General features: G+C 71.6%; 6 protein-coding genes (1 of these 6 cut by a window edge). 5 read left to right on the forward strand and 1 reads right to left on the reverse strand.

Annotation, left to right across the window (positions count from 1 at the left end):
* From QSK05_RS23285 to QSK05_RS23305, 5 genes are all read left to right on the forward strand, one after another.
* A protein-coding gene (locus QSK05_RS23285; RefSeq protein WP_285599420.1) for a hypothetical protein crosses the window boundary here: on the forward strand, window positions 1–10,984 show its final stretch. 41,990 nt of this gene lie to the left of the window's left edge; the window shows 10,984 of its 52,974 coding nt (coding positions 41,991–52,974); its start codon lies beyond the left edge, outside the window; the stop codon is at window positions 10,982–10,984.
* A gap of 192 nt (window positions 10,985–11,176) precedes the next feature.
* Entirely contained in the window at window positions 11,177–12,301 is a 1,125-nt protein-coding gene (locus QSK05_RS23290) for a hypothetical protein (RefSeq protein ID WP_285599421.1), read from the forward strand.
* A complete protein-coding gene (locus QSK05_RS23295) occupies window positions 12,301–15,762 on the forward strand; it encodes a hypothetical protein (protein WP_285599422.1) in 3,462 nt (1,153 codons plus the stop codon). The genes QSK05_RS23290 and QSK05_RS23295 overlap by 1 nt, the downstream gene beginning before the upstream one ends.
* On the forward strand, window positions 15,759–19,175 hold the full coding sequence (locus QSK05_RS23300; RefSeq protein ID WP_285599423.1) for a right-handed parallel beta-helix repeat-containing protein: 3,417 nt from the start codon (window positions 15,759–15,761) through the stop codon (window positions 19,173–19,175). Before QSK05_RS23295 ends, QSK05_RS23300 begins: the two co-directional genes overlap by 4 nt.
* A gap of 4 nt (window positions 19,176–19,179) precedes the next feature.
* Complete coding sequence (locus tag QSK05_RS23305) at window positions 19,180–20,229, forward strand: hypothetical protein (protein WP_285599424.1); 1,050 nt, start codon at window positions 19,180–19,182, stop codon at window positions 20,227–20,229.
* Here the strand turns inward: QSK05_RS23305 and QSK05_RS23310 are convergent.
* The gene (locus QSK05_RS23310) at window positions 20,226–21,338 is read right to left on the reverse strand and encodes an Hsp70 family protein (protein WP_285599425.1); all 1,113 of its coding nucleotides are present in this window, start codon (window positions 21,336–21,338) and stop codon (window positions 20,226–20,228) included. The two genes, QSK05_RS23305 and QSK05_RS23310, sit on opposite strands and share 4 nt — an antisense overlap.
* Window positions 21,339–21,458: the final 120 nt, after the last annotated feature.

Genomic DNA, 21,458 nt, shown 5'->3' on the forward strand with positions numbered 1-21,458 from the left:
CCATCTACCGGTCGATCCGCATCTGGCCCAGATCGTGCTGCCCGATCTCAAGCGGCTCACCCCGGTCCAGCTCGACGTGATCAGCGAGTTGACCCGCCTGCTCGACCCGACATTCCGCTACCACGCAACCGTTTACAGCCCCGGCCACCACAGCCGGGCCGATGCTTGGGCGGATCCCGTCCGGCCGCCCGGGACCGCACCGCTGCACGACCCGTCGGCTACGCGGCGGCGTCCTCCTCCGGGCGGTCCGTCCGGCTTCGGCGCGATCCCCGACAGCCCGAACGGCCCGGGCGGCCCGAACAGCCCGAGCAACCCGGGGGATGCGGGGAGCCCCGCACCGGGTGGGGTCACCGGGCTGGGTCTGACCGGCCTCGGGATCCAGTTCGACTCCTCCGGCCGCCCGTCGGCCCGGTTCCCCGTGCAGTCGGCGCGCAGCGAGGACGGCGACGGGAGCCCGGCACCGGACGCCACGGCACCGGACGCCACGGCACCGGACGCCACGGCACCGGACGCCACGGCACCGGACGACACGGCGCAGCCGGCACCCGCGGGCGAACCGGTCCCGACCTGGGAGGAGACGCAGGACGGCGACACGATCACCGTCGCCTGGGACGGAACGCCCACGCAGGGTCTGCCGCCGCTGCTGTCGGAGCCGGGCCGCACGGCCCTGGTGCTCGTGGACACCCCCTCCGAGGGCAGCACGATCGGTGATGCCCTCCTGCGGTCCGTCAGCGACAAGATCCGCGAAACGATCGAACGGCACGCCCAGCAGGGGGTGAAGGCCTGGCGCGTCTACGGCCGGAACCTGAGCCCGTCCGCGATGCGCGACCTGGCCGACCAGTACGACCTCGACATCGTGTTCTCGCCCGGCCCGATCCCGCCGGACAGCTGGTCCAGCGTCACCGATCCGCAGGCGCCGGCCGACAGCGGTCCGGCCCCGGGCTGGACGCGGGTGCGCCGGTACCCGGCGCCGGCCGGCGGGAAGGCCTGGCTGGTCGACCATCTCGGCACTGATCCGACCCCGGTCCCGGTCGTCGCCGAGACCCCCGGGACACCGGGCCGGACCCTGTCCGAGATCGAGCCGATCTCGGCGACCGTGCCGGGTGCCGGTCCCTGGCAGTTCCGCTACGGCCGGGGCTGGATGCACGCTGCCCGCGCCGGCGTCGACGTCTCGACGGTGCCGGTTCCGACGCCCGAGTCGGGCAGCACCGCCCTGATCGTCGACGGTGACGGCGCCTCACCCGAGGTGCGCAAGGTCGTCACGGCCATGGCCCAGGGCCTGAAACCGGCCGCGCGCGAACGGATTCGCCTGGTGCTGGGCAATGTTTCCCCGGATTTCGCCGCCTCTCTGGTGACGAAACACGGCAACCACGTCCTGTTCTCGGCCGACCCGGTGACCTTACGCACCGACGGTGGTCTCCGGGCCGAGGTCGGACCGGTCGCCGACACCGACGCCTACCGGGGCTGGCTGCACGCACAGCCGAGACCCGCGTCCCTCGTCGACGTCCCCGGCACCCACACCGAGGTGGACGGGGCGCTCATCGAGAGCACGGGGGAGACGCAGTACCCGCGCCGTGGCTGGGAACGCGCCGTCACCTCGCCGGACCGTCCGGACCGGGTCGGCGTCGAGCTCTCGTTCGACGGCGAGGTGACGGTCTCCTACCCGGGGGAGACCCCGATCCCGCTCGCCGGGCGCAAGGCCGACGTCCACGTGCTGCGGACCGGTTCCGGGCTGCTCGTCTCCGACGTGCGGTCGGTCAGGTTGCCGGCCCAGCGCCTGCCCTCGCACCCGGAGCGCCCGACCCTGTCCGCGGCCCAGGTGAGCGACGCCACGACCGCCAAGTACAAGCTCACCCACTGGCGCCACCTGATGCCGGACATCACCCAGGTCGTGCTGCACGACGACCGGACCCCGCTGCACGCACCGCAGACTCTGCCGGGCGTCGACCTCACGGCCGTGCAGTCCGTCGGGTCGGCCGGGAGTACCTGGAAACCGGAGTATGACGAGCTGCTGGCCGATCCGGACACCGGCCGCCGGACGACCGTCGCCACCGAGTTCCCCATGATCTACGACCCCTTCGCCCTGCCGCTGATCCCGCTCGCCGAGGTGGAGAAGGCGCTCCAGGAGACCGGTCCGCCGTCCAGCGGCGAGTACTCCTCGATGATGCGGATCTTCGAGCAGACGTACCACCGGCGCGGAAGGCTGATGCCGGAAGACATGAGGTCGGCGCCCCGGGGGGCCCTGCGGGTCCGGCTCAACGACGAGCTCGCCTGGCTGAAGGACTCCGGCCAGGACCGTGCCCTCGAGACCCTGATGGACGAGGTGGGCCGGCTGCCCGGCCCGGGCCCGCTGCGACCGGGTGAGACCCCCCGGGGGCCGGACCTGAAGATCCTGCGCGGTTACCTGGACGGTACCTGGGCCCCGGACGTCGAGGCCCGGCACACCCTCGACCGGATCGCGCCCGCGCTCGCCTCCCGTACCGGCGGGTCTGCCCCGAGGCCCGGGGCGCACCCGCTCGACCTGGCCGCCTGGATGCGCGACCAGGTCAGGACGCTGGAAGACCTGGAGCAGGCCCGGACGGGCGTCCGCCCGGACGTCCTGGCCGACGTCGTGCACCGGATCGTGCTCGAGCGGGCCTCGACCGTCGCGCGCTGGGAGACGGGCCGGATCCCGGCCAAGGTGGTCGATCTCCCGGACGGGGTGCGGCTGATCCAGCTGCAACCACGGGTGCACCTCCGGCCCGGTGCCGGTGTGACGGCCCCGCAGGCCCAGGACCTGGCCGACCGGATGCGGGCCGGTATGGATGAGAGCTGGAACGGTACCGAAGGTTTCGCCGAGCGAGGGGCGACTGTGTTCGTCCGGGTCGCGCCGGAGATCACGTCCGGGCCGGACGTGCCCGAGGGTGCGTCGGTCGTGGAGATCGAAACGGGTACCGGCCGGGCGCACGCGGGCCGGGTCTTCGTCGACACCCCGGCGCAGGTGCTCAGTCACGAGGCCGGGCACCTGCTCGGCCTGATCGACTTCTACGCGGCCGACCGCACCGCTCCCGAACCGCTGCGTTACCGCTACCGCCGGCTGCACCCGGAGGAAACCCGGATCTCCGGCGAGCCGAAACACTTCCAGCCCAGCGGAATCGATCCGGAGCCGTCGCTGATGGACAGCTTCGGGTCGAACCCGACCCTGCGGAACCTGCGGAGCATCAGCCGGTTCGTCGACGAAGGCGACCGCCTGGGGCAGACCGACGGCGAGAAGACCTGGATCGACGCCTACCACCGGGAGCAGTCGCACGAGGTGATCGCCGGCACCGTGCGCCGTCAGCTGGAGAGGCTCGGCTGGACCGAGTTCCTGCCGGACCTGAAGCAGGACAGCCGCACCCGGGTCGCGGACATGCCGGCGGACCACCCGATCGTCGTCCTGTCCGACCCGGCCCGGGCTCGCGGACCGGAGGGGACCGACCACGCCGAGGAGATACGGCTGGACGCGCCGGGCGGACGCGTGGAGGACTCGGTCCTGGTGCGGCTGGAGTACTCGGCCCGGCAGGCCGAGACCGGTGGGTTCCCGGTCGCGGTCCTGATCAGCCAACGAGGGGAACAGGACACCACCGGGTACTGGAACACGGCGGCCTCCACCTCCGTGGCGCTGCCCCCGGCGTCCCGTCCGCTGCTCCCGCTGGAACCACTGCCGTCCCCGGCTGACGTCCGCGCCCTGCTGCCGGCGAACTGGACCGTCCCGCCGGGGCCGGCCGGGCGAATCGTCACCGCGCCCGGGCCCGACGGCCGGAACCTGGTGTTCGCCGTCGACCACGACGGCAACCCCGTGGTGCGTGACGGCCTGGACCTCGACACGCAACGAGAACTTGCGACCTGGGCCACCTTCCGGGGAACCGACCTTCAGAACGCCCGGCTGCTGGTGTCCGACCTGCCCGAGGGGATGGCCCGCGACCTGGCGCGGCGGACCGGCGCGACCTTCACCTTCAGTGCCGAGAACATCCGTGCTGCCGGTGATGCCCAGCTCCAGGTGGGCCCGGTTCCCGGCACCGACACCCTGCGGGGCTGGCTGACGGTCGGACCCACCCCGCCCACCTCGGCCGACCCGGACGGGACGGCGATCCGGGCGGACGGGGAAGTGCTCTTCCCGCCGGGCATGTGGGAAGTCGGAGTGCCGGACCTGGTCGCGTCCGGCCCGTTCACCGTGACCGACCAGATGGGCATGCAGCACCAGCTGCACGTGCGCCGGATCGCCGCCGGCATCGTGCTCTCCGACCGCGCGACCATCGACGCCGGCCTCGACCCGGCCCTGACCGAGCCCGCTCTGCCCGGCCCTTACGCCGCCGACCCGCACCGGCCCAAGGTCGTGCTCGACGTGCACGACGAGCGGGTCCTGGTGCTGGGCAAGAAGCATCTCGTCGAGAAGTTCCCCTGGCTCCGCCACGGTGCCGACTTCGTCGACGGGCCCTCGGCGTCGTCGATCCCGAGCTACAGCCGGGCGGGCACCCAGGTGCCGGGAGACGGCCTGGTCTGGCGTCTCTCGTCGAACGACGACTCCCGGTTCAAGCCGGAGATCACCGATGCCATGCGCCAGGGGGCGACCCCGGTGAGGATCACCACCTCGGCGGTCGTCCGGCGTGACCTGACGAACCCCGGACCCGACCTGCAGACCCTCCTGAACGATCCGGAAAAGCCGGTCGCGAGGCTGCGCCCGGCCCTGGACCGGATCGAGACGCTGCTGCAGATCCTCGATCGCCGCCTGCCCGAACCGGGCCGGGCCGATCTGGAGAGCGCCCCCCGTACCTCGAACGTGCGGGCCGACCTACGGCGGGCGCTGGACACCGGCTGGAGCCGGTTCGGGATACCGCGTGAGCACCTGCTGGCCCAGGCACAGCTCGCGCAGAACCTCGGGCAGGCGCTGCACGTGACGCCGATGGGCCGGTTCGAGGCGAGCGAGTACACGGTCGACGTGCCGCAGGGCCTCAAACCGGTTCCGCGCCGTGACGTCGAGCAGGTCAAGGTGCTCGAGATCAGTCTGCGCGACCGGATGATCCGGCACGACCGGGTGACCGAGGCCGACCTGGAGCATCTGCGGGAGCAGGAACTCCGGGAGCAGGCGGAGTTCTGGAACTCCTCCGGCCCGATCGAGGTCGACGGGGAGATCTACTACGTGCGGGCCCGGGTCGAACCGGTCACCGACGGCGGCCCGGTCGACCACACCAGTCACGTCTGGTCGCCGGTCACGCAGGACGGCGTGGAGCGGGGCGGGGACGACGCGTTCAACCTCAAGAGCAGCACCCTCCCCGCCGCCCAGAACCACGAGCGGGGACACAACTTCGGGGCGGACGATCACTACCGGAACTCCCTGACCCCGGGATGGGGCTCGTCCGACCCGCTGCGCGGCCAGGTGCGCGAGAACGCCGGCGGCCCGGTGCGCGACTCCTCGCGTATCCAGCACGACAAGGCGCTGATGAACCTCGGTGACCACCGGGTGAAGGCCCGCCCGGCGCCGCAGGACCTGCTGCGCGTGGTGTTGGCCTACAAAGCCCGGGTCGTCGATTTCCGGACCGACGGCGAGAGCACGCCGAGCACCAGGCCCGATCCGGACGCCCTGGACCGGCTCACCCGGTACGAGGAACTCCACCAGGAGGTGTTCTCGGCCGGTAACGACGGTGACCGGGCCGGTCAATGGGAGGCCCTGGCCTCCCGCGTCCGTGAGAACCTGCTGCCCGCAGCCGAGCTCGACCGTTCGTCGGCCGGCCCGGGATCGCCGGAACGGCATCGGGCAGACTACGAGATCGCGCACCTGAAGCAGGAGATCACCGAGGCCGAGAACCAGGCGCTACGCCTGCGCTCCGATCGCGGCGACGTGAGAATCCCGGTTCCCGGGCACGGCCACCTGCTGCGTGAACCGGGCGGATCCTTCCGGCTGGTGCCCACCCCGACACCCCCGGGTTCCCCGGGATCCCCGGGAGGCGGGCAGGCGTCCACTGTCGGCGACCGGCTCACGCCCCCGACGGTGACCCCCGACCTGATGGACCGTCTGACCAACGCGCTGAACCGTCCGGTGACCGTGGCTCTGCCCAACGTCACGGCGAAGCAGGACGGTGTGCTGCCCGGTGTGCCGATGGCCTCCACGGTGACGTACCGGCCGAACGGTGGACGCCCGGAGCTGGGTGGTGTGCGACCGGACCTGTTCGTCACGGGTGGGCCCCAGGGGCGGCGGATTCCGTCGGCCACGGAGGAGCCCGGTGTGTTCCGCCTGAACGAGGCCCGGATCGAGGTCATCCCCTCCGGCCTGCTCATCACCTTCCCGACGGCCGACGGCACCCGGCCCGATCCGGGTCTCGACGTCCGCCGGGCGATTCCGGAACCGGTGGCCCGCACCGTGCAGGTGCCGCAGATCGGTGACCTCACCAGGCCGCAGCGCGAGACCCTGCACCGGGTGATCGAAGCGCTGAACCCCGCCGTGGCCCGGGTGACCAACATCCAGGGCCCCGATCATCTGAGCAACGCCGGAGCCTGGCGTGGCCCGGACAGCCGGAAGGTTCCCCTCCGGTCGACCCCCGGCGCCGGAGCCACCACCCCACGGCCGCGTATCTGGTCTCCCCAGTACGGTTTCATGAGTCTCGAGGCCCGGGGGACCAGGCCGTTCCCGGTCGGGTTCACGCCGGACGGACGTCCGGTGCGGGCCGGGCAGAGTGACGGCCAGATTCCTCTGGCGCCGCCCGCGGAGCCTCGTGCCGCCTCCGAGATGCACCTCCTGGCTGGAATACTCGATCTTCCCGGCGCGGCCGAGCGGGGTGCTCAGCTGGGCGTCGCCGCCCGCGAGCGCACGCTGTCGCCGAAGGAGGGGCATGCCCTCGAGATGGCGAGCGTCCTGGCGGAGCGGGCTTCCGGTTACGCGCGGAACCAGCTGCTGACCGGCGGCCGGCACAGTGGAGGGGACGAGAGCGCCATCGCGATCGGTAACCATCTGGTGCCGGTGGCGGCCGCCGCACTGCTGGCCGGTCCGCAGCCCCATCACGACCCGGACACGTTCGTGCACGACCTGGTCCGTCAGATGGTCACGGTCGTGAATGACCTCGGCTGGCACCGGGGTGGCCTCAAGGGTGGTCTGATCGGCGGTGAGATCGAGAGCGGCGTGTACCTGCGCACGGCGGAGGGGGAGACCGTCGCCGAGTCGTGGTCCGGCGCGGACGTGGGCAAGTTCCCCACTCTGGGGCTGCAACTGACGATGGACCGCCGCACGGTGGCCTGGGGCACGGACGGCCGGCTCTACCCCAACACGGCGGTCGTGAAGATCGCCACCGGTCATTCCGCCGCACGCACCGAGCGCCGCAACATCATCGAGGTGGTCTACGGCCCGGGGGCCGCGGTCCCGGCGGAGCGACGGACGATGCGGGTGGGCGCGGACGGCCGCCGGACGCCGGTGTGGCAGAACGTCTGGGACCAGCACGAGAATGCCAAGTCGATGCTGCGGTGGCTGGAGAAGGCCGGTGAGAACGGGCTCACGATCGAGGAGGCGTTCCGGCCCGACGAGGCCGGGCACCGCAAGCTGGTTCGACGGTGGGCCCGGTCCGAGGTGCAGGCGGTGCCGCGCGAACAGCGGGCGATCGAGCGGGTCCGGGACGCGCTGCTGGACCGGATCGGCGAGGTGGGCGACGACTTTCCGCAGATGCGGCTGGGGCACGACCAGCCGGCCTCCGGCCGCCGGTACTACCCACAGCTCACCCCCGGGGTCCCGGCGGCCGGAGCGCTCGACCTGACCCGTCGCCTGGTCAGTTCCTCGATCAAGGCCCATGGGCTCGCCGGGTGGACGCAGAACGTCACGCAGGACGCGGCCGAGTTCGCCGCCAGTGCGTCCCCGGAGATGCTGGAGGCCATGGGCGAGGGGCAGCTGAGCCGCAAGCAGGTGAAGTTCCTGCGCCGCTTCGCCGAGACGAAGGAGTTCGAGGCCGCGCTCGCCACCCTGTACACCCACACGGTTGCCCTGGCCCGGGGTATCCACGGTGACGAGCTGCAGAAGAACTACATGTTCCTCCTCAGCCGGGCCGAGCGGCTCGGCGACGTCTTCGAGAAGCTGGACGAGACGGTGCGCGGCTACGCCGAGGTGAATGCCGCGGAACTGGTTCAGGATCTGGCCGACTACGTCGCCGAGAAGCATCCGACGATGGCCGCGGACCTGGGCCACACCGCGAAGCGCAGCTGGATCGACCAGACGATCGAGGACTCGACCCGTTCGGGCCGGGCCTCCGTCGTCACGCTCCGCCAGTACGCGGAGGCCGCGGTGGGCCAGGACCGCAAGCGGGCCGTGCCCCAGGTGGGGGCGTTCGGCGACATGACCACGGTGGACATCGAAGCGAGCTGGCCAGGCGGCCCGGATCTGCTGGTGTACGAGCTGAGGCACTTCCCGACCACGATGCGGGGTCGTAACGGCCGCACCTACGAGGTCGCGCAGCGTCCGCTCGACGAGACCGACAAGGGCCTGGACGTGATGCTCAAGGCCGTGCAGTCGGCGTTCGACTCGGCCGAGCACGCGCGGGATCTCTCCGAGCGCAACGGTGGTCTGGTCGCGTCGGCGATGCGTTCGATCGACCCACCCTGGGTGGTCGAACTACGCGACCTGGCGGCCGAGATCGGGGTGCCCGACGCGGCCGGGAAGGCCCGGCAGATCTACGAGGGGGCCCGGGACCACCGGTTGCGGCGGCACGACCGCCAGGCCCTGGAGCGCGCGAGCATCCTGGCCGAACGGGCCTCCGGGTATTCGAGGGCACACCTGGTGACCGGAACCAGCCAGCCCTCCGTCGACCCGAACATCGGTGCGGTGCGCGACTACATCGTGCCGATCGCGGCCGCCGCGATGCGGACCGACCCCCGGGCCCGGCGAGACCCGCGCGCCTTCACGTACGACCTGACCAGCTGGATGCGGTCGGTCGTCGAGGACCGGGGCTGGCACCGCGGCGGTCTGCCCGGCGGTCTGGTCGGCGGTGAGAGCGCGAGCGGCGTGCCCGTGCGCACGAAGGACGGCCAGGAATCGCCGGACGGGCTGCGTGTGGCCCAGCCGCAGCCCGCGCCGTCGGCGGGAACCCCGCACCTGCCCCAGATGCGTGACCTGGCCGGGAAACTGGGTTACCCCGGCGTGGCGGACAAGGCGGTCGAGCTGCTCGGGGCGGCCCGCGACCGCACGCTGAAACCGGCCGAGGGCCAGGCCCTGCGGATGGCGAACAGCCTGGCAGCCCGGGTGTCCGGCCACCCCCTGGAGCACCTGCTGCCCGGTAACCGGAACGAGAACGGTGGCGCCGACGTCCAGGCGGTACGGGAAACTCTGGTGCCGGTGGTGGCGGCGGCCCTCCTGGAGGGGCCGCGACCCGGCCGTGACGCGGACACGCTGGTTGCCGACCTCACCGCCGACATGGCAGCGATCGTCAACGACTCCGGTTGGCACCGCGAGGGTCTCAAGGGCGGTCTGGTCGGCGGTGAGATCGAGAGCGGCGTGTACCTGCTCACGAAGGACGGGGAGGAGCCGCCCGTGGGGTGGCAGAGCGCGCAGACGGCGGCCTTCCCCCATCTGGGAGTGACCCTGAAGCTGGACCGACGCGAGTTCGCCCACGGGGTGGACGGACGGGTCTACGCCAGCAGCAACATCGCGAGGGCGGTCACGGGCCGCTCCCCGGAGCGGTACGAGGGCCGGTACAACATCGAGGCCGTCTACGGCCCGGGCGCCTCGGTCCGGCAGGAACAGCAGGCGACCGTCGAGGAGAACGGCCGCACCCGGCCGATGTGGCAGAACGTCTGGGACCAGCACGAGAACGCCAAGGCAATGCTGATGTGGCTCGAGGTCGCGGGCGGGCACGGGCTGAACCTGAACCAGGCAACCCGGCCCAACCAGCCCGGTCACCGGAAGCTCGTGAGCGACTGGGCCCACGAGGAGATGGGGGCTTCATCGGCGCAGAAGCACGCGATCCGGCGGGTGCGCAAGGCGCTGCTGTCCCGCCGGGGGCAGGTGCCCGAGTTCTTCCGGGAGACCAAGCTGGCCCACCACGCGAACTCCTCGCCGCGCCGGTACTTCCCGCAGCTCACCCCGGGGGTTCCCGCGGCCGGGTCGATGGAACTGCATCGTGGGCTGGCCGAGGCCACCACGGCCGCAGGGCTGGCCGGCTGGACCCAGAACATGGTGAAGGAGGCGGATTACTTCGCGGCCTCCGAGACCCCGGGCTTCCTGGAGAGCGTGGCCGGGGAGCCCCTGAGCCAGGAGTGGCTGAATCACCTGGGAGGTTTCGCCGAGACGAAGGAGTTCGAGGCGGCGCTCGCCACCGCGTTCACCCACACGGTCGGACTGGCCCAGGGGCTGCACGACGACCACCTGTTCAAGAACCACCTGTTCATGCTCAGCCGCGCCGAGCAGCTCGGTGACGTCTTCGCGAGCATGTCCGAGCCGGTGCGTGACTACCTGCAGCGCAATGCCGCGGTCCTGACCGATCGGCTGGCCGATCACCTCGTCCGCCGTCAGCCGAGACTGGCCCGGACGCTCGGTCACAGCGAGGACGGCAACTGGATCGACCAGACGATGGAGGACTCCGAGAAGAGCGATGAGGCGATGAGGGCGCGGGCGGAGGGGCGGCGCGAGGACTCGCTGAGGCTCCTGGCCGCTTCCCAGGTCACGCTGCGCCAGTACCTGGAGGCCGCGCTGGCCCGCGACCCGGAGCGGGCCGTGTCGCAGAAGGGCGCGTTCGGGGAGATGACCACGGTGGGCGTGACCCCGAGCTGGCCCGACGGCCCGAAGCTGCTGGTGTTCGAGTGGAGGCACTTCCCGGTCTCGATCCGCGGCCGGAACGGCCGTTCGCATCTCGTCAACCAGCGCACGCTCAGTCAGACCGACAGCGGGATGGAGGTGCTGCTCGCGGTGGTCAAGAGGGCCTTCGACTCGGCCGAGCGGGCCCAGCGTCTGTCCGAGCGGTACGGCGGGCTGGTCGCGGCGGCGCGGCGCCCGTAAGAATCCGACCGGCCGTCCTGAACCTCACCTGAACCCTTCCGGCTGTCCGTCCGTGCATGGGTGTAGGTACTGGTGTGCGTGATGCCACCGGTAACAGGTGCGTGACCGGAGGTGGCAGTGCCCGAGTCGGAGATGTCCCGGCGGGAGATGGACGCAGCGGCATGGGGGCCGCCTTCCTTCGGTGATGCCGTCATGGACGAGGACGCCACCAATCCGATCCCGGTGCCGACCGGTCCGGAGGCGTGGCACACGATGCTGCTGCGCCTGGCCGGTTCGCTGCCGGACGATCTGATCAGCGAGGCCCGGGCCTGGCTGGCCGAGGGCGGGACGGTGGACGTCGCCCAGGCCGTCGGCTTCGCCGCCGCGACCGGGCGGGTGCCCGTGCTCGCGCAGGACGCGCTGCTGATGGCGGCCGAGCTGCGGTCGGCGGGGGAGGACGCGGAGCTGGTCGAGACCCTGGACCAGGTCGACGAGTCCGTCATCCTGCCCGTGCCCTGGGTGTTCGCCCCGACCGACCCGCGCCGCCAGGAGCAGGGTTCGCATCCCGGCCCGATCGATCTGACCAGCGGTGACGTCGGCCCGATGCTGGACGACGTGGATCACGCCATGCGTCTGGCCGCCGGTCAGGAGCACGGTCTGGTCGCGGTCTGGCGCGCCTGGCGCACCCCGGCGGACGGGTCGCCCTGGCCCGCGCCGCGCCGCGTGTTCGTCGTGCAGGCGGGGACGGAGGTGTCCGGTGAGTACATGATCGCCATCACCGGGCGCATGCAGGACGCCCTGGCCGGGGCCGGGGAGAAGAATCCCCAGGTCGAGATCTGTGGTCCGGGGACGCCGGTACCCGGCTACCAGAGCAGTGCCTGCGCGCACGCGGCCCTGGTCTGGGCCGACGAACCGGCCGTGCCGGTGCGCATGGCCCGGGTGTTCGACGTGGTCGACCCGCAGTACGGCCCGATGTTCGCCGAGGACCACCCACTGATCGAGGACCTCGACGAGCTCACCCGGCTGTTGCAGTACCTCGGTAACGGCCTGCCGGTGCTGACCACCTCGGCGACGATGGGCGACATCCTCGACCCGGACCAGCCCGACGTGGTGCCGCTCACGTTCCGGACCGACGGTCACTGGGTCTGGACCGACACGATCAGCTACTACCTCGAGCGCTACGGTCTCGCGCCGGAGCCCGAACTGCTCTCCTACCTGCGCCTCGCGCAGGATGCCGGTCCCGAGGTGTCCGATGTCGCGCTGCACCGGGTGCTGAGCTTCCTGCAACGTCCCGACGAGGGTGAGCCGGTCTGGACCGTGCCACAGGTGAGCGCCTGATGCAGTCACGGTCCCCGGCGGACGGCCCGATGCGTAGGGTGCGCCGCCGGACCCGTCCCTGGATGCTGAACCGGCCCGGCTGGGCCCTGCTGCGCGGTGGCGGGGAGCTGCGCTTCGACCGGTCCGGGGTGCCGTCCGTGCTGCCCTCCGGCGAGGGATGGGAGATCGCGCCCTCCAGCCGGCCCTCCACCCGCGGCCGGGTGCGCGCGGAGGTTCCGGAGACCCCGCCGGACGCCGCGACCGAGCGGGTCCTGGCCGCCGGTACCGCCACCCGGGCCGGCTGGTTCTTCTCCTCCCTGCCGGTCTCGCTGGAAGAGTTGCCGACCGCTCCCGACTCACACTTCGTCGTCCACATCCCGTTCGGTCGCAGCGGGTTCCGGGTCTCCGGGCGGCCGGTATCGGTGCGCATGCTGGCCCAGGCCATCCGTTGCAGCCCGGACTGGGGCCGTCGCCCGGTCGTCCTGGCGGCCGGTGGGCGGGTCACCGCCGCCGTCCTCGGCCCGGTCATGTCCAGCCTCTCCTCCACCCTCGGGGTGGTGGTCATCAGCAGCCCCGGGCCGATTCTGATGGGGCCCCGGATCATGCTGGCCGAGGAGGGTTTCGTCTCGCGTGCCCCCGGCAGCACGAAGCAGACCCAGCTGGGCCGCGTACTGCCGGCCATGCGCCGCCCCCGCATCCCGATCCGGGACGTCAACCGGGCCGCGCCGGTGCCGCCCGCGTCCCGGGCGTCGCTGATCCTGCCCACGGCCGGTGCGTCGGCCGGATCGCCCCCGCCCCCGGTGATCGCCAGGTCCGTGGAACCCCCGGCCCCCCGGGCCGTCGACCGTCCCCGGGCCGTCGAGCCGCCCCTGGTCAAGGCCGTTTCCGCCGACCTCTTCGAGCTCCCGCCGCCCGACCTCGCGCTGCCGGACCTGTCCGGTCTCACCCAGTTGGTGCCTCCTCCGGCGGTCGTCGAGGAAGAATCCGGACGCAGGGACGCCGTGGTCGGCGATCCGGTCGAGGAGACCACTCCGCTCTGGGGAACCCTGCCGGAGTCGCCCAAGTTCGGCGCCGAGCCCGCCGACCGGGCTCCGGGGGAGGACCCCACTCCCGCAGCCGATCCGGATGCCCCGCTCTGGGGCACGTCCCCGGTCGCGGCCGACGCAGGAAGCGTTGCTGCGGATCCGGTGAATCCGGTCTGGGGCAAGGCCGATCTCGATCGAAGTACGCCGGCCCGGATGGTGGCCGGGGCGGCCGACTCGTTCGAGGACATGCTGCGGCTGGTCGAGGCGCAGCAGGGGCCGGGCGCCGTCGAGTCGACCGCGTCGACCGCGCCTGCCGGGTCGACTGCGCCTGCCGAGCCCGTCGATTCGGCTGTTTTCGAAGCCAGAACGTCTGAGGCTGGGGCGTTCGGAACAGACGCGTTCGCCACCCAGCAGATCGTGAACCCGAATCTGGCCGGGAACCCGGGCCCGGTCGCGAATCCGACGGAAGTTCCGGCCGGGCGACCGACGACCGGCGAAGAGTCTGCCGACGATCGTGCGCGTTTCGGTCGCAGCGGGATCCTGAACTTGGACGACCTGGAGCTCTCCGGCCTCGCCGAGGCCTTGGCCCGGATCGAGGCAGGGCGTCCAGCAGGCGGTTCCGGGGTGATCGATCCGGCCGGTGCGGTAGACCCGGCTGACACTCCGGACCGGTCCGTCCCCCCTGATGCCCCGGCCCCCGCTTTCAGGGCCGGTCATTCCGAGGTGGCGACCCCGACCGGCGCCGCGGGTGGTCCTGCGGAAAAGACTGCGGGTGGGGCAGTCTCCCAGGACGCTGTCCCCCAGGACGTCGTCGGTCACGACATGGTCGGTCGGGGCACGGTGGCTCAGGGCACGGTTGCTCAGGGTGGGGCCGACCCGGCTGCTACTCCGGTTGCCTCCGGCCCGGCGGCTGCTCCGGATCCCGCCGTCCCGATTGCTTCCGGCCCAGCCGGCGCTGGCCCAGCTGTCTCCGGCCCGGCGGTCCCGGACCGGGTGGCGAACCCAGCCGCAGAAACTCCTTCAACGGCCGAAACATCCTCGCAAGAAGAGATTTCCGCCCGGAGCGAGGGCATCGCCCAGGAACGCGACGACGCCGAGGTGGTCGAAGAGGCCGAGGCGATCGCGCAGGCGAGTCTGACCTCGAAGATCGACCTGGACTCGTTCGGGATCGGGACCTCCGGCCTGCCCGGGGGAGCCCTTCCGGGCGTGGAGGTTCCCGGATCGGTCCCGATGGACCCGGACCCCGTCGGCACCGACCGGCCCACGAAACCGTCCGGGGCGCAACGGTCGTCCGGGGCGACCACGACGTCCGCGTCGGCTCAGGAGTCTGAGGCGACCTCGGCACCTGAGACGACCGGGTCGTCCGTAAAGACTCAGGAGCCCGAGGCGGCTCAGGTGACCCGGGGCACCCCGGCCGCCGAAGACGTCCCCCAGCATCTCCCCGAAGCGGTGGAGCCGGTCGGCGCGGTGCTGGAGATCCTGACCGAGCTGGAGTTCCCGCCGGTCGTCGAGGCCACGGCGATCCCGACCGAGGAGCCCGAAGAGCTCACCGCACTCCTGGTGGACGAGGAGAGCGAGGCCGCCGGTGCGGAATCGCAGGAGCCTGCGGAGAAGGAACCCTCCCCGATCGAGGAACGCGCCTCCTGGATGCCGATCGGCGGTGACGCCCAACGCGACGACCGGGAGCAGGTGCGATCCCTGCTCGGCTGGCGTTACGAGGCGCACTCGCGGGCGATCACCGGTGTCCTGGCGCTGCAGCCGGGCCTGCGCGCGTCCGCCGGCCGGGGAGACCTGATGATCGGTCTGGTCGCGGTCCGGGCCCACCTGGCCGGGGCCAGCGCGGTGGTGGATGCCGTACTGCGCGGCGAGGAGATCCGGCCCGGTGGCGGTTTCGCGGAGATCGACCCGGCCGGGGCGGCCTTGCTCGCGCGGTGTGCGCGTTCCGGGCTGAGCCGGCTGCCGGCAGTGGTGGGACCGGTGTTCCGGGCGGGCAACCCGGACACCACCCAGCTGAAGCGGTACCGGTCCGGCCTGCGGCTGGTGGAACCGGCGTTCACCGAGGCCCGGCTGGTTCCCTCGTCCGCCGGCGAGAGCACGGTGGAGTACGCGATCTGGTCGAGTACGGCGCGGCGCACCGACCGGGTGACCGGACCGGGCGGTGACGGCGGCACCCGGGTGCTCTTCGCACCCGGCACCCAGTTCGTGGTGCTCGACGTGGAGCAGCCCGAGGACGGCGACCAGCTGCGGGTGCTGCTGCGTGAGCTGCCCGCGTCCGCGACCCCGGACGAGGCGGTGGACGAGCGGGCGCGTGAGCGTCTGCGGGAGTCGATGCAACTGGTCCAGCCGACGGCCCCGACCCAGCCGAGGATCCCCGAGCAGTGGCGGTACCCGCTCGGGATGCGTTCCGACGGAACCCTCTTCGCGCTCAGCCCCCAACCTGAAGGAGCACGGTCATGACCGTCGCAGTGCTGTCCGTCTCGGCCACGGACTCCGACTGCGTCACCGGTATCGGCCGGGCCCTGGCCGCGGCGTCGCCGGGGGCCACGGTCGCGGTACGGCCCGGGACCTATCGTGAGCAGCTCACGTTCCGTCAGGACGTGACCGTGGTGGCCGAGGAGGGCCCGGGTTCGGTCATTGTCGAGGTTCCGCCCGGGCAGGGCATTCTCGTGGCGCACGGCCGGATCGAGCTGAGTGGTCTGACGATCCGCGGCGGTGACCGCGAACTGCCGACCGTGCAGATGTTCGGCGGCAACGCCCGGCTGACCGACTGCACCGTCGAGGCCGACGGCGTGGCCGCGGTGCACGTGCGCGGCGGCCGGATCCGGATGAGTGGCGGCACGATCCGCAACCCGGGCGGTGCCGGCGTGATCGTCGAGGACGGCTCGGGCGAGTTCAAGGGCGTGACGCTGGAAGACCTCGGCAACGGTGGCCTGCTGCTGGCCGGCGACACGTCGCCGGTGTTCGAGGACTGCACGATCAGCAAGGTCAAGGGCAGCGGGGTGATGGCCGGGGGAGCCACCGCCGCGGTGCTGCGGGACTGCTGGATCACCGGGGTGGAAGGCGCCGGGGTGGTGGTGCAGCAGGATGCCCGCCTGAACCTGACCCGGGTCACGGTGGAGGACGCCAAGGTCGGTCTCTACGTGGCCGGGCACGCCGCTCCGCAGGTCGACGACTGCACCTTCACCGCTGCCGGGGCCCACGGGGTGGTGCTGCGGGAGTCCTCGGCCCCGCTGCTGAACGGCTGCACGGTGCAGGATTCGAAGGGGCACGCCCTGCACATCTCCGGCGGGGCCGGCGGAACGTTCCAGAACTGCACCTTCAGCGGCTCCGGGGCGGCCGGGGTGGCCGTGACCGAGGAGGGAACGCCGGCGTTCGCCGGCGGTTCGGTCTCCGACTCCCAGGGCGTCGGGATGCTGCTGCTCGGCACCTCCACCGCGACGGTCGACGGCACGGTGCTGACCGGGAACGACGTCGGGGTGTCGGTCGAGGAGACGGCCCAGCCGGTGCTGCGGGGCCTGACCGTCAGCGGCGGTCAGTACGGCGTGCACACGGCCGGCGGGGTGATCACGATGGAGGAATGCATCGTCGAGGCGGCCACCCGCGCCGGGATCCGGGTGGCCGGGGAGACCGTGCTGATCCTCAGTAATTCCCAGATCCGCGACAACAAGACCGGTCTGGAACTGACTGCGGGCTCCAAGGCGACGGTGAGCGCCACGGACGTCTCCGCCTCCGAACGCACCGGCGTCGAGGTCGGCGACGGCGCCGTGGCGGAGTTCACCGGCTGCCGGGTACGCGACTCGCAGGGCAGCGGCATGATCTGGGCGGAGGGCAGTCAGGGGGTCCTGGCCGACTCCGAGATCGTGTCCAATGCCCGGGACGGTGTGGAGATCCGCACCAACCGCCCGGTCGCGGTGCGCGGCTGTACCCTGCGGGGCAACGGGGGTGAAGGTCTCACCACCGCGAATTCCGGCATCATCGTTGACAGTTCGGATCTCGACCTCGGCCACAACGGCGTCCGGCCCTCGCCCACCACGCCGCGCCGTCCGGCGACGCCGAAGCAGCCTGGCAAGCCCGACCGGCCGGGCAACCCGGAACGACCCGAGGGCCGGCCGGAGAACAACGGGGAGCGGGTGAGCCTGAGCGCCTACGACAAGCCGGTCGCGGAGAAGAAGCCCGCGGACGGCGAGGAGGCGAAGAAGGACGACGTCGACCCGATCAAGGCGTTGCTCGCCGAGCTGAACGCGCTGGTCGGCCTGGACCCGGTGAAGCGCGAGGTGGGCACGCTGGTGGGCCTGCACCAGGTGGCCAAGCGCCGGTCCTCGGCCGGCCTGCAGGCGCCGCCGATGTCCCGGCACCTGGTCTTCGCCGGACCGCCCGGTACCGGTAAGACCACGGTGGCAAGGCTTTACGGAAAGATCCTGGCGAGTCTCGGCGTGCTCAAGTCTGGCCAGATGGTGGAGGTGGCCCGGGCCGACCTGGTCGCCGAGCACATCGGTGGTACGGCGGTGAAGACCACCAAGAAGATCGAGGAGGCCCTGGGCGGAGTCCTTTTCATCGACGAGGCCTACACCCTCGCCCCGCCGGACGGCAGCAGTCAGGACTTCGGTCGCGAGGCGATCGACACCCTGGTCAAGCTGATGGAGGACCATCGCGACGAGCTGGTCGTCATCGTGGCCGGTTACGCGCCCAACATGCGGGCCTTCATGTCCCAGAACCCAGGTCTGGATTCACGTTTCACCAAGACTGTGGAGTTCGAGAGTTACTCCAGCGATGAACTGGTGACGATCGTCGAGCGGTTGTGCCGCAAGAACCACTACGCCCTGGAGTACGAGACCCAGGAGGCGCTGCGCGCGGTCTTCGAGAAGATGCCGCGCACCGAGACCTTCGGTAACGCCCGCGCCGCCCGGCTGGTGTTCGAGGAGATGCTGGGACGCCAGGCCTACCGGCTGGCGGCCACCCCGGACGTCGCCGAGATCGAGCTGGCCCGGCTGCTGCCGGAAGACCTGTCCGACACCGCCGAACAGAGCGACGCCGCGCAGGCCGGAAGCCGCACGGTGGTGGACAACCTGATGCACAAGCTCGAGGGCATGATCGGTCTGGCCGAGGTGAAGCGTGAGGTGGCCGACGTGGTCGACCTGATCGCCTCGGCCAAGGCCCGGGTCGAGGCCGGTCTGCCGGCACCGTCGATGTCGCGGCACCTGGTCTTCGCCGGGCCGCCCGGTACCGGTAAGACCACCGTGGCCCGGCTCTACGCCCAGTTGCTCAACGCGATGGGCATCCTGGCCACCGGCCAGATGGTCGAGGTGGCCCGGGCCGACCTGGTGGGGCAGTACGTCGGTCACACCGCGCAGAAGACGCTGGAGGTGTTCAACCGGGCCCGCGGCGGGGTGCTCTTCATCGACGAGGCGTACACGCTGTCGCCGCCCGGGGGCGGCAACGACTTCGGCCGCGAGGCGATCGACACCCTGGTCAAGCTGATGGAGGACCACCGCGACGAGATCGTGGTGATCGTGGCCGGTTACACCGGTGACATGAAGCAGTTCCTCGACGCGAACGTCGGTCTGGCGTCGCGGTTCAGCCATCAGATCAACTTCGCCTCGTACAGCCCGGACGAGCTCGTCGCGATCTTCCAGACGATGTCCGCGGCCGGCGGTTACGAGGCCTCCGGGCAGACGCTGCACGTGCTGCGCCAGCACTTCTCCACGGTCGACCGGGGCGACACGTTCGGTAACGGCCGGTACGCCCGCCAGGTGATGGACAAGGCGATCACCCGTCAGGCCAGCCGGCTGCGTACCATCCCGAACCCCTCCTTGCAGGACATGCAGCTGCTGACCCAGGCCGATGTCGTGGCGGCGCTGGGAAGGCGTTGAGCTGATGAGGACCAAGCTGCTGACGGCTCTGCGACGGGCCGGTGGGCCCGCACTGATCCCGGTGATCGGGGCACTGGTGTGCCTGGGTCTGATTCCGTTCGCCGCCGGGGCCCGGGCCGCACAGTCCGCCCCGGTGGCGGCCGCCGCCCCCGCCCCCGCCCCGTTCGTCTCCCCGGAGCCCACCCCCCAGAGTCAGTGTGTGGACGACGGCACCACCGGGAAGCGGGTGATGGCGCTGTACGTGCGGGGCGACGAGCAGACCGACCGGTTCGGCGCCTACGAGGCCCGGTTCCGGGGCTGGCTGGACACGATCGACGGGGCGTTCGTGTTCTCGGCGAAGCTCAACGGTGGCGGCTGGCGCAAGGTGCGGTACGTGCGGGACGCCGACTGCCGGCAGGTGATCGACGACGTGGTGGTGCCTCAGGCGTCGATGGAGAGCACCGACACGATCACCGTCGCCCTCAAGTCGATGGGGTACGACCGCGCGGACCGCAAGTACATCGTCTGGTACGACCAGGACGCCTGCGGGGTCGGTTTCGGGGCGGGCGGCAACGACCAGCCGCAGTGGTTCAACCTCTCCAACTACGGCCCGCACTACGCCGCGATCGGTACCGGCTGCTGGGGCTGGGCCCCCACACTGCACGAGCTGTTGCACACCCTGGGCGCGGTGAACAGCAGCGCACCGCACGCCACCGACGCCGGGCACTGCTACGACGACGAGGACGTGCTCTGCTACGACGACGGTGACCTGCCGGCGGGGGGCCTGCAGCAGATCTGCCGGCTGCCCGCGGGCCAGCCGAAGAACGGCTACGCCGCCAACATCATCGACTGCAACGGCGACGACTACTTCAACACCGATCCGGCGCCGGGCAGCTATCTGGACACCCACTGGAACGTGGCCGACAGCGACTTCCTCTACGCCCAGCGCCCGGCGAACGACACCACCCCGGCCGTGACCGGGGCGAGTACCCAGAAGGTGAAGAAGGCCCCGGCCCGGACGGCGAAGAAGCAGAAAAAGAAGAAGAACACGAAGGCCCGGAAGAAGAACGACTAGCGGCGCCAGCCGGGCGGCCCGGTGCGCCCGGCCACCAGCGCCGCCCCGAGCGCCGCGCAGTGCTGCGGTTCCGGCAGCATGACGACGGGCCGCCCGAGGTCTTCGGTCAGCATCCGGGACACCAGGGGGATGCGCGCGGTACCCCCGGTGAGCAGAACGGCGCCCAGGTCGGCCGCGCGCATGCCGGCCGAGTCGAGCCCCCGGCGCAGAGCGGGCAAGCCGGCCGCGAGCTGTGGTCGGATCCACTCCTCGAGCCAGTCCCGGCGCAGCGTCGTACGCCGTCCCGGTCCGGTGAACGGGAGGTCGACGACGACCTCAGCGACCGTCGACAGCGACTCCTTGGCCCGCACGCAGGCGTCCCGCACCCGGCGCCACCGCATCGCATCGTCGGGGCGGCCGGTGTCGAGCAGGCCGACCACACCGTCCGAGGCCAGGTCCAGGTGGGCCATCACCGCGGCATCGATGTCCACGCCGCCGAACCACTCCAGCGACTCCGGCACGCCGAGCACCCCGATCGAGTTCGTCCCGGTCCGGCCGGCCGGTCCGGCCTGGGAGGTCCGGATCACCGTCGCGTCGAACGAACTGCCGCCGGCGTCGTACACGGCGATCGGCTCCGGTCCGCCGCGGGGGCGGCTGCCCAGGTAGTGGATGGCCACCGCCTCGGCCTCGGTGAGCAGGGTGACCTCGTCCCGGCCCAGACCGGCCCGCCGGGTGACCTCGGCGAACTGTTCGCGACGATACGGTCCCCAGACCGCGGGACAGGTCACCACCACGTGGGCGGGAGGACCACCCTCGAGCGCCGTCACCCGTTCGAGGGCCCCGGAGAGCAGAGCGGTCAGCAGGTCGCCCGCAGTAGTGGCCCGGCCCCCCAGCTGGATCGGCGTGGAGTCGCCGAGGCGACGACGGAACAGGTGAGCGGCCATCTCGGGCAGTCCCGAGGTCACGGAGGTGGGTTCACCGACGGTGAGCGATCCGTCCGGCGACATCTGCACCACGGAGGGCATGAGTGGAAAACCGCCATCGGCCCGTACCATTTGCGCAGCTCCGCGGCGGCTGACGGCCGCGGAGACGAACGTGGTACCGACGTCGATGCCCAGTCCGTAGCTCAAAGATCTCCTTGCGTACGTGAAAAATGCAGGATTTAGTGACGTTTACGATAATCCCACTCAGTAATCTGCCCTGCTGTCCCTGCCCCGGCTACCTGGAAGTTCATCAACAAGACCCATGGC

This window comes from Kineosporia sp. NBRC 101731 (genome assembly GCF_030269305.1).
Lineage (GTDB): Bacteria > Actinomycetota > Actinomycetes > Actinomycetales > Kineosporiaceae > Kineosporia.